Raw genomic sequence first — 13,953 nt, forward strand, 5'->3', positions numbered from 1 at the left:
GGGGAGGGCCGGAGTGGGGGTCAGTGCAACGCACGTGAAGAGACCCCCACCCGGCCGTCAGCAAGGCTGTCGGCCACCCTCCCCCTTGCAGGGGGAGGGATTACACCGAGCTATTCACTCAGCGCCGAGGACGAGCGTGTAATAAGCGCGGCCGTTGCGATAGCTGACGGCGACGCCCGCGGCCTCGGCGGCGGGCAGGAGGAGATTGCGCTTGTGGTCGGGGCTTCGCTCCCAGCCGCTCATCGCCTCGCCGAAGGATTTCTGCCCTGATGCCACGTTCTCGGCGGTGAGGTGGGGGCTGTAGCCGGCGCTTCTGGCACGATCCCAAGGCCTCGACCCGCCGGCGCCACGGTGGCCGATCCTTCCGCGGCTCGCTTGATACCGCGCCGAGACGCCTGCAGCTTGGATCAAGCGCTGGTCGAGCACGACCGGCTTCAATCCATGCGCTCGGCGATACGCGTTGACCTCTCGGAGTGCGGCTTGGGCGTTGAGCGCCGAGACACGGTATTCGACCGGCGTGGCGGCAACCGTCGCGTCGGTGCAAGGCGAGCCGAGCAATAGCGCGCAAGCAAGGGCGATCATGGAGCTCTCCTTTCTTCCCCCCTATTTTGGCTGCGGCGGCAAAATCGCGCCAGCGTCAAAATCCGGTACGATCAGCGCTAAATGATGTCTCGCCAGCGGTTTGGCATCATCTCGGCATGCGCGACAACGGCCTCTCCGCCTGGCGCTTCGCCGACGCTGCGGAGATTCCGGCGGGGCCTTGGACGGAAATCGTCACCACGCTCGGCAACAATCGCTGAGGCTGACGCGCCCATCGGTCAGCCGCATAGCAATAGCGCCTATGCAAGCCGCGTGACTCAGCGACCTGCCTCGGACGACGGCATTGGCGAGCGTGCATAGCTCCTGTCGCCCAAGGCACCTATTCGCCATTTAGTTGTATATGGAGTTGTACTATATTCTGAACGCTACTGAAGGTTGGAACATGGAGGAACGGCCAATGCGTACCATCATCGTTGCAGCCACTCTCATACTTGTTGGAGGATTCGCAGCCTCGGCGGTCGAGTCAGATAAGAATGGTCCTATGTGCGGCGGTTTCGCCGGTCTCCCTTGCAGCGACAAGGAATGGTGCAATTTCCCCATAGGGGCAAACTGCGGCGTGGGCGACCAATCGGGAGTTTGCCGACCCAGACCAGATAAATGCACGGAGCAATTCGTGCCGGTTTGCGCGTGCAACAACCAGACTTACGGCAGTGCCTGCAGCGCTGCCCAGGCTGGTTTCGATGTTGCTTACTTCGGTCCGTGCAGAAAGTAATGGACGGACAGACGGACAGAGACTGATGTGGCGAGAGGTCTCTATTATCGACCTGACAGCCTAAGCAGGCGAGCGGCGGCGGCGAAGTCGCGCCAGCGGCTCTCGCGTCGCTGCCTTGCCTCCTCATCCTCGCCCCATTGGCTGATCTGCCAATCCTCGTCGACATGCGCCGCTTCCCAGGCCTCTTCCGGCGAGAGGCGCCCGAGCGCCGTCGCCAAGGCGAGGAGGGCCGACCCTGAGAGTCCGGTCATGACGTGCAAACTCGCGAGGCTCCACGGGTCGAAGCCTGCGAGGCGGTCCCTGATCGCGTGAAGCGACGACGGAACTTGCGTGACATGCATTGCGCCTTCGGCCAGGCGCATGGGAACGCCGAGATCCCTCTTGGCCCAAGCGACGACCGGATCCCAATGCTTGGTCTGAAGCGTCACGAGGCCCTTGGGGCCTTCGGCGCGGTAGCAGAGAAGGTCGGAACCGGCATAGTTGAGAATGTCGCCGATGACCGCCTCTTCGTGGCCCTTGACCCCATCGATCACGCTGTTGGCGAGTCTGGTGAGCGGCATAGTGGCAGGATCGATGCGCGCCCCTTGCCCGCGCCACTCCTCCGCCATCGCCTCGGCCAACGCCTTGTTCGGCACGACGAACGGGGCCTTGCCGGGGGTGCGCACGGACTTGCCGTCGAGCAGCAGCGTGATGCCATCGCCTTCATCCTTCGTCGTCACCTCGCTGTAGAAGCGTTTGGGATGACTCGGCTCTTGCTTCGCGCTGCCGGAACCGGCAGACGGCGCGCTGCCTCCCTCCTTCATGCGAGGCTCCTATCGCTTCCGCGACCGATCCGGCGGCGTCTCATCGGGCTCCGCTCGCTTCAGCTGCAGGTGCGGCCGCTTCTTGGCGAGTTTCTGGAAGTCCCGATGAAGAGTCTCAAGTTCGCGATCGTCGAGCTCCTCAAGATCAAGCAGCGTATTGCGCGCCTTCTGGGTAACGCGGATCAGCTCGTCGATCTTGATATGCATGGAGGCGGTGTCGCGGTTCTGCGTGTTCTGGATCACGAACACCATGAGGAAGGTGATGATGGTGGTCGCCGTGTTGATCACGAGCTGCCAGGTATCGGTATAACCGAACAAAGGTCCCGTGAAGCTCCACAGCACGATGCTCGCGACGGCAAGCAAGAAGGCGATGGGGCGTCCGGTGACGTGGGACACCCATTGGGCAAAATGCACGAACCAGAGTTTGCGGTCGGCCATTCTCTTATTCCTCTACTGTCTAGGCGGGCGGCGGGGGGGTCCGCATCATAACGCGCCTGCCCCCGCATCGGCCTCATCCCTCTCGGCAAAGCCGAAGGCCGCGAAACTCTGCCGCATGTGGTCGGGCAGCGGGGCCGTGACGTCCACGACCCCCTCCCCCGACGGATGCGGGAAGCTGATGCGCCTCGCGTGCAGATGGAGCTTGTTCTCGATCCCCTCAGGCAGGTCGCGGTCGCCGTGGTATTTCTCATCGCCGAGGATGGGATGGCCGATGATGGCCATGTGGGCGCGGAGCTGATGCTGGCGGCCGGTGACCGGCTTGAGCGAAAGCCAGGCGACGGTCTGCCCGGCCCGGTCGACCACAGCGTAATAGGTCACCGCCGACTGCGCCACCTCCTGCTCGCCGGGGCGTGCTTTGCGCACACGGTCTCCCTCCGGGCCACCAGCCTTGACCAGCGCGGCATCGACTTTGCCTTGCGGCGGCTTCGGCACGCCGTTCGTGAGCGCCCAATAGATCTTGCGCACCGAACGGGTCTGGAAGGCCCGGCCGAGCTTCGCCGCCACCTCGCGGCGCTTGGCCACCACCAGCACGCCTGAGGTGTCGCGGTCCAGCCGATGCACGAGCCGCGGCCTGGTCTTTGGGCTGTCGCCCAAGCCCTCGAGCAGCCTATCGAGATGATGGGTGGTTTTGGTGCCACCTTGCACGGCGATGCCTGGTGGCTTGTTGAGCACCAAGAGATCGTCGTCCTCATAGAGGGTGATGGAGGCAAGGAAGGCGCGGTCGGCCTTGGACAACGCCTTCGGCGTAGGCGCGGACGTTGGCGCCGCGGTTGGCAACGGCGGAACGCGAATGGCCTGGCCGGCGGCAAGCCGCGTGCTCGCCTTGGCGCGGCCGCCATCGACCCGAATTTGCCCGGTGCGCAGCAGCTTCTCGAGCCGGTTATGCGGGAGGTCGGCGAAATGGCTTCTGAACCAGCGGTCGAGCCGCATGCCGTCCTCGCCCTCCTCCACCGTCCGCGTTTCGACTGGCGATCTCTGCGTCATTGCACCTCGGGGCGTTAACGATAGGGAGGCCCGGCGTTCCCACTTGAACCGTGCCGATTCCGGGCTACATTGCCTTTAACAGTGCCGAAGGGGATGGAGTCCCCCTGAAACCGCCGAAGGCCAATGACTCCTACCGCATCCTTTGCTTGCGGTGGGAGGTTGAGACGCAAACCCGCCGTCAGGCGGGTTTTTTGCTAAGTAGACCACAAACAGGGGACGATCGATGGCAGCCTATGTGTGGATCGCCGTGGGGAGTGCCCTAGGCGGCATGGCGCGTTACTGGTGCTCCGGCGTCGCCGCGCGGCTCGTCGGCGAGACGTTTCCGTGGGGAACGATTCTCGTCAATGTCATCGGCTGCTTCATCATCGGCTTCTTCGCCACCCTCACCGGCCCCGACGGCCGCGTGTTCGCCGACACGCTCACCCGCCAATTCGTCATGATCGGCATTCTTGGCGGCTACACCACCTTCTCTTCCTTCAGCCTCCAGACCCTCAACCTCGTCCAGGACGGCGAATGGTGGTTGGCCGGCGCCAACATCGCCCTTTCCGTGGTCGCTTGCCTTGTCGCAGTGTGGTTGGGTTTTGCGCTCGCAGCTTCGATCAACGCCTTGAAGTGGATCTGACCATGGCGCTCTCCCGCGACGCCGTTCTGCTGCGCATCTTCATCGGCGAGGATGACAAGGCCGATCGCAGGCCGCTTTACGAGGCGATCGTGCTCAAGGCCCGCGAGATGCACCTCGCCGGCGCCACCGTCTTGCGCGGACCGATGGGCTTCGGCCATTCGAGCGTGCTGCATACCACCAAGATCGTCCGCTTGTCGCAGAATCTGCCGCTCGTCATCGAGATCGTTGACAGCGAGGAGGCGATCAACAAATTCGTCGATGCCATCGGAGGCATGATGGGAAGCGCGCTGGTGACCACGGAGAAGGTCAAGGTGATCCAGTACGGAACCAGCCGGCTCGATTAGACAGGCCGTGCACGCGTGCCTTGCTGCTATTTGTGCTTCCCACGCTCGGCGCGAAGCTTGGTGAAGCGCTCGAGCCGGTCTTTGAGCTCCCGCTCGTAGCCGAATGAGGTCGGCGCATAAAAGCTCTGCCGCTTCATGCCGTCAGGGAAGTAGTTCTGGCCCGAGAAGGCCTCGTCCTCGTTGTGGTCGTAGGCATAGCCGCTTCCATAGCCTTCCTGCTTCATCAGCTTGGTCGGCGCATTGAGGATATGCTTCGGTGGGCTGAGCGACCCGCCCTCGTCGGCCGCGCGGGTAGCGGCGCCGAAGGCCGTGTAAGCGGCATTCGATTTCGGCGCGAGCGCGAGATAGATGGTGGCTTGGGCAAGCGCAAGCTCGCCTTCCGGCGAGCCGAGAAAGTCGTAGACCTCCTTCGCCGCGTTCGCCTGAACGAGAGCATTGGGATCCGCCAAGCCGATGTCTTCAACCGCCATGCGCACCAGCCGGCGGGCGATGTAGAGCGGGTCCTCGCCGCCGGCAAGCATGCGCGCAAGCCAATAGAGCGAGGCGTCGGGGTCAGAGCCGCGCACCGATTTGTGCAGGGCGCTGATCAAACTGTAGTGGCCATCTTGCGACTTGTCGTAGATCGGGGCGCGCCGCTGCACCAGCGCCACCAGGCCCTCGCGGTCGAGCGGCATCTTCGCGCCCGACGCCTCGGCAAGCCATACATCCTCGGCCAAGGTGATCACAGCGCGGCCATCGCCATCGGCCATGGCGATGAGCGCGGCCCGGGCGTCGTCGGTCAACGGCAGCTTGCGCCCTTCATGGGCTTCGGCGCGGGCGAGCAGCGACTTGAGGCCGTCCTCATCCAGGCGCTTGAAAGTGAGCACGCTCGCCCGCGACAGAAGCGCCGAGTTGAGCTCGAAGGACGGGTTCTCGGTGGTGGCGCCGACGAGAATGACGGTGCCGTCCTCCATATAGGGCAGGAAGGAATCCTGCTGCGAGCGGTTGAAGCGGTGGATCTCGTCGACGAACAGAAGCGTGCCACGCCCAAGCTCGCGGCGGGCGCGCGCCCCCTCGAACACCTTGCGCAGATCCGCGACTCCTGACTGGATGGCGGAGAGCTGCTCGAAATGAAGATCGGTAAGTTCGGCAAGCAGCCGCGCCACGGTGGTCTTGCCGGTGCCGGGAGGTCCCCAGAAGATCACCGAGCCGAGTCTGCCGGCCTTGACCATGCGGCTCAGGATGCCGTGCTCGCCGAGAAGGTGCTCCTGACCGACCACCTCCTCGAGCGAAGATGGGCGCAAGCGATCGGCGAGCGGCCGCGGCGCCTTCTCTGCAAGCCCAGCCGCCTCGAACAGTGTTGCCACGGCGCGCCTAACCCTGAATGGCGACAGTGTACACCTGGCCCTCGCGTTGCAGTGAGAGGCGCCAGCCGTCCGCCGGGGCGCCGAGCGCCTTCACGAGACCGGCGACCGAGGTCACCCTGCCGTTGTTGAGCCCGACTACGAGGTCGCCGCGCTTGACCCCCAGCCTCGCCGCCGGCGTGTTCGGCGCAACATCGAGCACCACCACGCCCGGGCCATCATCGTCGATACCAAGCTCCTCGGCGACGGCCGGCGAAAGATTTGCCACTTTGGCGCCGACCAGCGGATGACGCCCGGTCAGATCGCGCGCGTCGCGCGGCGGATCCTCGATCGCCGGGACGAGTTGCACCGTCGCCCTCATCGCCTGACCTTGGCGCACGATGCCAAGCTCGGCCGTGCCACCAAGCCCCTTGGTGGCAAACCGGTATTGGAAAGCCTCAGGGTCCTGCACGGCCTTGTCGTCGACGCTTACCACCACGTCGCCAACTTTCAGCCCGGCGGTGGCGGCCGGGCCCTCGGCATTCAGCTCCTTGACCAGCGCGCCGCCGGGGCGGTCGAGCCCGAGCGACTCGGCAAGATCCTGAGTGACCGGTTGCAGCGAGGCGCCGAACCAGGGGCGATGCACGGTGCCGCCCTGCAACGCCGCCTGAACCACAAGCCGCACCATGTTGGACGGAATCGCAAAGCCGATTCCTTGCGACCCGCCGCTCTTCGAGAAGATGGCGGTGTTGATGCCCACCAGATGGCCGTCCATGTCGACCAGCGCGCCGCCGGAATTGCCGGGATTGATGGCGGCGTCGGTCTGGATGAAGAACTGGTAGTCGGAGATGCCGACTTGGGTGCGCGCGAGCGCCGAGACGATGCCGCTCGTCACCGTCTGCCCGACGCCGAACGGATCGCCGATGGCAAGCACGAGGTCGCCCACTTCGAGACTGTCGGAGTCGCTGAATTCAATGGACGGAAACGTGACGCCAGCCGCACTGAGGCGAAGCACGACGAGGTCGGTCCGCTCGTCCTTGAGGATGACCTTGGCCGGGAACTCGCGGCCGTCGGACAAGGCCACGGTGATCTCAGCCTCGCCGCTTCCCTGAATGACATGGTTGTTGGTGACGGCGAGGCCGTCCGGGCTCACCAGCACGCCTGAGCCGAGCGAGTTCTGGATACGCTCGCGCGGAATGCCGAAATTGTCGCCGAACAGGCGGCTGAAGAACGGATCGTCGGCGAAGGGCGATACGATCTGCTTCACCTTGCGGCTGACATAGACGTTGATCACGGCGGGGGCGGCGCGCTTCACCACCGGGGCAAAGGACTGCTTCATCGCCACCACGCTGTCCGGCACCACACGTTGCGTTTCGGCGAACGCGGGAGCGGCGGCAACGGCCATCAGCACCATGGCGAGGCCGGTCATGCGCTTTATCAAGTTAAATCCGTTCATCGTTCTGTCTTACCGCCCTCTTGAGGCAAATCAACGCTCGCGAGCTTAGTTGGTAACCCAGGCAAACATACTGGGAAATTATCCCGTTTCGGCCAAATTCAAGGGGTTGGGACTTGTCGGGTCTCGGCATTTCACTAAGATGCCGCGCAGCATGCTCCTGGGTGTGTTTTCGACCGACCGATGGAAGGCATTAAGAGCCATGCGCCCCGCGAAGCTGGCGACGCTCACATTGGCGGCACTCCTGTTGGGAAGTGCATCGGCCAACGCGATCACAGTCAAAAAGCGAATCGAGGCCCCGGGACTCCCGCCGCGGATCTGGGGGGTTGCCGGAGACTTCTGCGCTATAAGAATTTGGCACCCCGCAGTTGCAAGTTGCGAAGAGACTCGGGAGGGCTCGGCAACCTTCCGCACGCTCACGCTGAAAGATGGCGGCAAGATCAAGGAGAAACTGAGCCGCACTGAGGACTTAGGCTACAGCTCTGAGATCGTCGAGAGCACCCTTCCCGTCAAGAATTACAAGTCGAAACTCTGGGTCGAGTTCGATGACGAGCCAGACCGAACCGCGATCTATTGGCAGTCCGATTTCAATGCCAACGGCGCGAGCGCGGCCGAGGCCCAAAAAAGGATAACCGACCTCCTTTACGAAGGCGTCAAGGGCATCAAAAGAATCTCCATTGCCCTTCACGATGGCGAAGATCCGACAAAGGCGTTTGCTGAAGCTCCTGCTGCTGTTGCCCAGACGCCGCCCCCCGAGCGACCCCAGGCAATCACGGTTGAACCTCCAGTCGCTCCAGACCATGAAATCGCTAAGGTCACACCGCAGCTGCCACAGACCGCCGCAGACGCGGACCGTCGCATTGCTCTCGTCATCGGCAATGACCGCTATGAAAGCCTGCCCCCGTTGCAGAAGGCCGTGAACGATGCTCGAGCCGTTGGTGAAGGGCTGACCAAACTCGGCTTCGAAGTACTGGCGTCGGAAAATGCCACGAGGCGGACCATCAACACGAAGCTGGTCGAATTCGCCAACAAGGTGCGCGAAGGCGATATCGCCTTCTTCTTCTTTGCCGGCCACGGTGTCGAAGTCGGCGGCGTGAACTACCTCTTGGGCGTTGATTCCCCCCAGGCGAGCGAAGGAGAGGAAGGCCTCATCACGGGAGAGGGAATAGCCGCGAACGCGGTGGTTGATCAGATGCAGGAGCACGGTGCCAAGGTGGCGATGCTCGTCCTTGACGCCTGCCGCGACAATCCCTTCAAGACGGCTGGACGTGGCATTGGCGGGACCAGAGGCCTTACCATGATGCGAGTACCAACCGGCGTGTTCGTGCTCTACTCGGCAGGAGAAGGTCAAGCCGCCCTCGACCGGCTCAACGACAATGACCCGAGCCCCAATTCGGTCTTCACCCGCACCTTCGTCGAGCTGCTTGGCCAGCCCGGATTGACGCTTCACGACATCGCAAAGAAAACGCAGTCCGAGGTCTACACGCTTGCCCAGTCGGTCCGCCATACCCAACTTCCAGCGTATGACGACCGCATCATCGGCGAACTCACACTTCATCCCGGCAATCAGTGAGTCGCGGCGGCAGCTCACCCCGTGGTGCGAGTTCTTCTTTGCCGACGAATACCCCCTGCTTTTGCCACGTGAGCCACTTGTTCGACCAGCCCATTTAAATAAGATGCCGGCTGACCTATTTCCGATCAAAAACCTCAAGAAGTGGAGAGAAGCGCATGGGTATGCTTAAGTCGATTTTGGTCGCTCTCGCGGTGCTCATAGCCTGGAGTGCGGCAGCCGAGGCCGTCGATGTCGAGAAAAGGAGGGAGGCCCCAGGCAAGCCGGACGAGATCTGGAAATTGGTGGGCGGCTTCTGCGACATTAAGCAATGGCATCCTGCCGTCGCCGACTGCGTCGAGACAAAGGAGGGCGACATTACCTTCAGAACCCTCACCCTCAAGGACGGCGGCAAGATCAAGGAGAAGCTGACTGGGACCGACGCCACAAGCTACAGCTACGAGATTGTCGAAAGCCCGCTGCCGGTCAAGAATTACAAGGCGACGCTCCGCATAGGCAAGGACGACGAAGAGGATCGCATCGAAATCGTCTGGCAGGCTAGTTTTGATGCCGAAGGCGCGAGCGATGAGGACGCGAAGAAGAAGGTCACCGACATCTTCAATGCCGGCCTCACAGGTATCAAGGAAAAGGCCAACACCGCCCACTACGGCAGCGACGACAGCAAAGCTCCGGAAGGCGACAAAGACGACAACGACAACAAATAGACGTCAAAGGCGCGCCATTTGAGCCGGCGCTCCCACTTTTCCAAAATCTGCGGTGAACGAAACGCTTACGCCGCGGCTTGGGCCGCCTCGGCGTCGCGCTCTGGCACCGGACCTGAATCGAGGCCGCGCGCCGCTTCGTCGCGATCGACCAACTCGATCACGGCCATGGGCGCCGAATCCCCATAGCGGAAGCCTGCCTTCAACACCCGCGTATAGCCGCCGGCGCGGTCGGCATAACGGGGGCCGAGCGTCCCAAACAGCTTCGCCACCATGGCCTCGTCGCGAATGCGCGACATGGCCAGCCGCCGCGCATGCAGATCGCCTCTCTTGGCGAGCGTGATCAGCCTGTCGGCCACGCGGCGGAGGTCCTTCGCCTTGGGCAAAGTGGTCACGATCTGCTCGTGCTTGATCAGGGCGCACGCGAGGCTCGAGAACAATGCCGAGCGATGACTGGCTGTACGATTGAGCTTCCGGCCCGCGTTGCGGTGACGCATTTTGATAACCCCTGGATTGCCGGCTTGCGGCGTCCGATCAGTAATGATCCTCGAAGCGCTTAGCCAGCTCTTCGATGTTTTCCGGCGGCCAGTCCGGCACTTCCATGCCGAGATGCAGGCCCATGGAGGCGAGAACCTCCTTGATCTCGTTCAGCGACTTGCGGCCGAAATTCGGGGTCCGCAGCATCTCGGCCTCGGTCTTCTGGATGAGGTCGCCGATATAGACGATGTTGTCGTTCTTGAGACAGTTGGCCGAGCGGACCGACAGCTCAAGCTCGTCAACCTTCTTGAGCAGCGCCGCGTTGAACACGAGCTCAGGCTGCCGCTCGAACGGCATTTCCTTCTTCGGCTCCTCGAAATTGACGAACACCGAGAGCTGGTCCTGCACGATGCGCGCGGCCAAAGCCACGGTGTCCTCGGGCCGCACCGAGCCGTTGGTCTCGATTTCCATGGTGAGCTTGTCGTAGTCGAGGATCTGGCCTTCGCGAGTGTTCTCCACGCGATAGGAAACCTTGCGCACCGGGCTATAGAGCGAGTCGACCGGGATGAAGCCGATCGGCGCGTCGTCGGGGCGGTTGCGCTCGGCCGGGACATAGCCCTTGCCGGTCGTGGTAGTGAACTCCATGCGGATCGACGCACCCTGGTCGAGCGTGCAAATCACGTGATCCGGATTGAGGATCTCGATGTCGGCGCCGGTCTCGATATCGCCGGCCTTGGCCACGCCCGGCCCTTCCTTCTTCAACACCATGCGCTTCACGCCCTCGGCATGCTGGCGGAGCGCGATCTCCTTGATGTTGAGGATGATGTCGGTGACATCCTCGCGCACGCCGGCAATCGAGGAAAACTCGTGCAGCACCCCGTCGATATGCACCGAGGTGATCGCCGCACCTTGCAGGGAGGAGAGCAACACGCGGCGAAGCGCGTTGCCGAGGGTAAGCCCGAACCCGCGCTCGAGCGGCTCAGCTACGACGAGCGCGAAACGCGCCGCGTCGCGGCCCGAGGAGACGTTGAGCTTGGTGGGCTTGATGAGATCTTGCCAGTTCTTCTGCAGCACCTGGAGGGCCCTTTCCTGGTCCTTAAGCGGGGCCGCCTGGCCCAGCTTGCGAGAATCCGCGTGTAACATGAGGACTATTGCCTTCCCCTTAGACGCGCCGCCGCTTGCGCGGCCGGCAGCCGTTATGCGGGATCGGCGTTACATCGCGGATGGTGACGATGGTGAAGCCCGCGGACTGCAGCGCGCGAAGCGCCGATTCGCGGCCTGAACCCGGCCCGCGAACCTCGATCTCGAGATTCTTCATGCCGTGTTCCATGGCCTTCTTGCCGGCGTCCTCGGCAGCGACCTGCGCCGCATAGGGCGTTGATTTGCGCGATCCCTTGAACCCCATGGCCCCCGCCGACGACCAGGAAATGGTGTTTCCCTGCGCGTCGGTGATGGTGATCATGGTGTTGTTGAAACTTGCATGCACATGAGCGACGCCGGAGGTGATGTTCTTCTTTTCCCGGCGGCGAACGCGTGTCTTGTCTTTGGCCATGCTTTATTCCCGCATCTTCACAAATTGGCTCCGGCCGAAGATCACGCTCCAGCCGGGCTCGATTGAAACGCTTACTTCTTCTTGCCTGCGATCGGCTTGGCTGGACCTTTGCGCGTCCGCGCATTGGTGTGGGTCCTCTGGCCATGCACCGGCAAGCCGCGTCGGTGCCTCAAGCCTCGATAACAGCCAAGATCCATCAATCGCTTGATATTCATTGCAACGTCGCGTCGAAGGTCGCCCTCGACCATGTAGTCCCGGTCGATCACCTCGCGAATCTGGATAATCTCCGATTCGGTAAGCTGGCTGACCCGCCGCTCCGGCGGAATGTTCACTTTGCCGCAGATCTGCTTGGCAAACGTATCGCCAATGCCATGGATATAGGTGAGCGCCACCTGCACCCGCTTGTTGGACGGGATATTTACACCTGCAATTCGGGCCACGAAGCTTTCTCCTCGAAGCACGCCTTAACGTGCTGAAATCTAAAAGCAATTAGCAATGGAACGCAGCAAAACCGACCTCGGGAAGGCACCGCCCCCCGGGACCGGTCGTTCCTATCCAGAAATGGGTCGTGCCCTATCTAGCGATTCCGCTTGACAAGGTCAACCGGGGGTCTCCACCGATTTAGACTTAATCGCATCCAAGGCCTGCATCATGGCAGGGTGCACGACGTCGATTTCTGACATGGTATCCACGGACACTAGCTTTCCTTGGCGTTTGTAATAGCCGATCAGGGGCTCGGTCTGGGCGTAATAGGCCTCGAGCCTCGACCGGACCACCTCCTCGTTATCGTCGCGCCTTCGCACAAATTCGGTCGATCCGCAGCGGTCGCAGACGCCAGGCACCTTCGTTTGCATGAAGCTATCGTGGTAGCCCTCGCCGCAATTGGCGCAGGTGAAGCGGCCGACGATGCGCTCAACCAGGGCTTCGTCATCGACCTGCATCTCGATCACTCCATCGAGCGTCGTTCCCCGCTCGGCAAGCAGGCGGTCAAGCGCCTCGGCCTGAGCGATGGTGCGCGGGAAACCGTCGAGGATAAAGCCCTCGCCCTTACTGCCGGCATCGAGCCGCTCGGCAATCAGCCCGATCACGATCTCGTCCGGCACGAGTTGGCCGCGCTCCATGATGACGCTTGCCTTGCGGCCGAGTTCCGTGCCCGCGGCCACGGCCGCTCTCAACATGTCCCCGGTGGAAAGCTTGACGAGCGAACGTTTGGTTTCGAGAAGATTGGCGTGGGTTCCCTTGCCGGCGCCGGGAGGACCAAGCAGAACCAGGATCATTGCCGTCGCGCTCCCCTGAGCTTGGCCCGCTTGATCAGTCCTTCATATTGATGGGCCAAGAGATGGCTCTGCACCTGAGCCACGGTGTCCATGGTGACGCTCACCACGATCAGCAGCGAGGTGCCCCCGAAATAGAACGGCGCTCCGGCATAAGAGACGAGGATCTCAGGCAGGACGCAGACGGCGGCGAGATAGAGGGCTCCAACCACGGTGATGCGGGTGAGCACGTAGTCGATATATTCCGCCGTTCGCTCCCCAGGCCTGATGCCGGGCAGAAAGCCGCCATACTTCTTCAGGTTGTCGGCGGTGTCTTTCGGATTGAACACGACCGCGGTGTAGAAGAAGGCGAAGAAGATGATCAGCGCCACATAAATGAGGATGTGCAGAGGCTGGCCTTGCCCGAGCAGCGTGGTGACCGTGGTGAGCCAGTCCGGTCCCTGACCGGCGGAGAAATTGGCGAAGGTGATGGGCAACAACAACAGCGACGAGGCGAAGATCGGCGGGATCACGCCGGCGCTGTTGAGCTTGAGCGGAAGGTGCGAGGAATCGCCCTGGAACATGCGGTTCCCAACCTGGCGCTTGGGATATTGTACGAGCAGCCGCCGCTGCGCCCGCTCCATGAACACGATGACGGCGATCACCACCACGGCCATGATGATGAGCGCAAGGATCAGCCCGGTCGACATCGAGCCGGTGCGGCCGAGTTCGAGCGTGCCGAGCACCGCGTGTGGCAGCCGCGCCACGATGCCTGCGAAAATGATGAGCGAAATACCGTTGCCCACGCCCCTCGCCGTGATCTGCTCGCCGAGCCACATCAAGAAGATAGTGCCCCCGACCAGCGTGATCACCGTGGTGAGGCGGAAGAACCACCCAGGATCGAGCACCACATTGCCGGCGCCTTCCAGCCCCACGGCGATGCCATAAGCCTGCAGCCCGGCGAGCAGCACCGTGCCGTAGCGCGTGTACTGGTTCATCTGCCGGCGCCCCTGCTCGCCCTCCTTCTTCAGTTGCTCGAGATGCGGGGACACCGTGGTGAGC

General features: G+C 62.7%; 17 protein-coding genes and 1 riboswitch. Of the genes, 5 read left to right on the top strand and 12 right to left on the bottom strand.

Translation table 11 applies throughout. The features are described from left to right. Positions 1–114: 114 nt before the first annotated feature. A complete protein-coding gene (locus ACREC7_RS12670; RefSeq protein ID WP_431556050.1) occupies positions 115–582 on the bottom strand; it encodes a CAP domain-containing protein in 468 nt (155 codons plus the stop codon). A 499-nt stretch (positions 583–1,081) separates the two neighbouring features. On the opposite strand from ACREC7_RS12670, the gene ACREC7_RS12675 reads away from it, so the two are divergent. Then, a complete protein-coding gene (locus ACREC7_RS12675) occupies positions 1,082–1,312 on the top strand; it encodes a Kazal domain-containing protein (protein ID WP_431556066.1) in 231 nt (76 codons plus the stop codon). 44 nt (positions 1,313–1,356) lie between these two features. Here ACREC7_RS12675 and ACREC7_RS12680 read toward each other — a convergent pair whose 3' ends face one another. The 3 genes from ACREC7_RS12680 to ACREC7_RS12690 are packed head-to-tail and all read right to left on the bottom strand — an operon-like array spanning position 1,357 to position 3,597. Further along, positions 1,357–2,115, bottom strand: a complete 759-nt coding sequence (locus tag ACREC7_RS12680; protein WP_431556051.1) for an ATP12 family chaperone protein — start codon at positions 2,113–2,115, stop codon at positions 1,357–1,359. A 9-nt stretch (positions 2,116–2,124) separates the two neighbouring features. After that, a complete protein-coding gene (locus ACREC7_RS12685) occupies positions 2,125–2,553 on the bottom strand; it encodes a low affinity iron permease family protein (RefSeq protein ID WP_431556052.1) in 429 nt (142 codons plus the stop codon). 45 nt (positions 2,554–2,598) lie between these two features. Continuing rightward, the gene (locus ACREC7_RS12690) at positions 2,599–3,597 is read right to left on the bottom strand and encodes an RluA family pseudouridine synthase (RefSeq protein WP_431556053.1); all 999 of its coding nucleotides are present in this window, start codon (positions 3,595–3,597) and stop codon (positions 2,599–2,601) included. Between the two features lie 80 nt (positions 3,598–3,677). Next, a riboswitch (Fluoride riboswitch) is annotated at positions 3,678–3,737 on the top strand. Between the two features lie 83 nt (positions 3,738–3,820). Between ACREC7_RS12690 and crcB the strand changes: the two genes are divergently transcribed. Then, positions 3,821–4,219: a fluoride efflux transporter CrcB gene (gene crcB / locus ACREC7_RS12695; protein WP_431556054.1), complete on the top strand. Its 399-nt coding sequence runs from the start codon at positions 3,821–3,823 to the stop codon at positions 4,217–4,219. A gap of 2 nt (positions 4,220–4,221) precedes the next feature. Beyond that, positions 4,222–4,563, top strand: a complete 342-nt coding sequence (locus tag ACREC7_RS12700) for a DUF190 domain-containing protein (RefSeq protein WP_431556055.1) — start codon at positions 4,222–4,224, stop codon at positions 4,561–4,563. Positions 4,564–4,589: 26 nt separating this feature from the next. Here ACREC7_RS12700 and ACREC7_RS12705 read toward each other — a convergent pair whose 3' ends face one another. Beyond that, on the bottom strand, positions 4,590–5,909 hold the full coding sequence (locus ACREC7_RS12705; RefSeq protein ID WP_431556056.1) for a replication-associated recombination protein A: 1,320 nt from the start codon (positions 5,907–5,909) through the stop codon (positions 4,590–4,592). Between the two features lie 7 nt (positions 5,910–5,916). Further along, positions 5,917–7,341 carry a Do family serine endopeptidase gene (locus ACREC7_RS12710; RefSeq protein WP_431556057.1) on the bottom strand — a complete coding sequence of 475 codons (1,425 nt, stop codon included), beginning with the start codon at positions 7,339–7,341 and terminating at the stop codon, positions 5,917–5,919. Between the two features lie 199 nt (positions 7,342–7,540). Between ACREC7_RS12710 and ACREC7_RS12715 the strand changes: the two genes are divergently transcribed. Together ACREC7_RS12715 and ACREC7_RS12720 are read left to right on the top strand one after the other, a co-directional pair. After that, positions 7,541–8,911 carry a caspase family protein gene (locus tag ACREC7_RS12715; RefSeq protein ID WP_431556058.1) on the top strand — a complete coding sequence of 457 codons (1,371 nt, stop codon included), beginning with the start codon at positions 7,541–7,543 and terminating at the stop codon, positions 8,909–8,911. Between the two features lie 155 nt (positions 8,912–9,066). Next, positions 9,067–9,612, top strand: a complete 546-nt coding sequence (locus tag ACREC7_RS12720; protein ID WP_431556059.1) for an SRPBCC family protein — start codon at positions 9,067–9,069, stop codon at positions 9,610–9,612. A 65-nt stretch (positions 9,613–9,677) separates the two neighbouring features. On the opposite strand, the gene rplQ is transcribed toward ACREC7_RS12720, so the two are convergent. The 6 genes from rplQ to secY form a co-directional block, all read right to left on the bottom strand. Further along, a complete protein-coding gene (rplQ, locus tag ACREC7_RS12725; RefSeq protein WP_431556060.1) occupies positions 9,678–10,106 on the bottom strand; it encodes a 50S ribosomal protein L17 in 429 nt (142 codons plus the stop codon). A gap of 37 nt (positions 10,107–10,143) precedes the next feature. After that, entirely contained in the window at positions 10,144–11,160 is a 1,017-nt protein-coding gene (locus ACREC7_RS12730) for a DNA-directed RNA polymerase subunit alpha (RefSeq protein WP_431556061.1), read from the bottom strand. Positions 11,161–11,248: 88 nt separating this feature from the next. Further along, positions 11,249–11,638 carry a 30S ribosomal protein S11 gene (gene rpsK / locus ACREC7_RS12735; protein WP_431556062.1) on the bottom strand — a complete coding sequence of 130 codons (390 nt, stop codon included), beginning with the start codon at positions 11,636–11,638 and terminating at the stop codon, positions 11,249–11,251. A gap of 71 nt (positions 11,639–11,709) precedes the next feature. Further along, positions 11,710–12,078 carry a 30S ribosomal protein S13 gene (rpsM, locus tag ACREC7_RS12740; RefSeq protein ID WP_431556063.1) on the bottom strand — a complete coding sequence of 123 codons (369 nt, stop codon included), beginning with the start codon at positions 12,076–12,078 and terminating at the stop codon, positions 11,710–11,712. Positions 12,079–12,237: 159 nt separating this feature from the next. Then, the gene (locus ACREC7_RS12745) at positions 12,238–12,915 is read right to left on the bottom strand and encodes an adenylate kinase (RefSeq protein ID WP_431556064.1); all 678 of its coding nucleotides are present in this window, start codon (positions 12,913–12,915) and stop codon (positions 12,238–12,240) included. After that, on the bottom strand, positions 12,912–13,953 hold a 1,042-nt coding region (gene secY, locus ACREC7_RS12750), incomplete at its 5' end, for a preprotein translocase subunit SecY (RefSeq protein ID WP_431556065.1). The genes ACREC7_RS12745 and secY, both read right to left, overlap by 4 nt.

The organism is Methyloceanibacter sp. (assembly GCF_050728395.1).
Taxonomy (GTDB): domain Bacteria; phylum Pseudomonadota; class Alphaproteobacteria; order Rhizobiales; family Methyloligellaceae; genus Methyloceanibacter.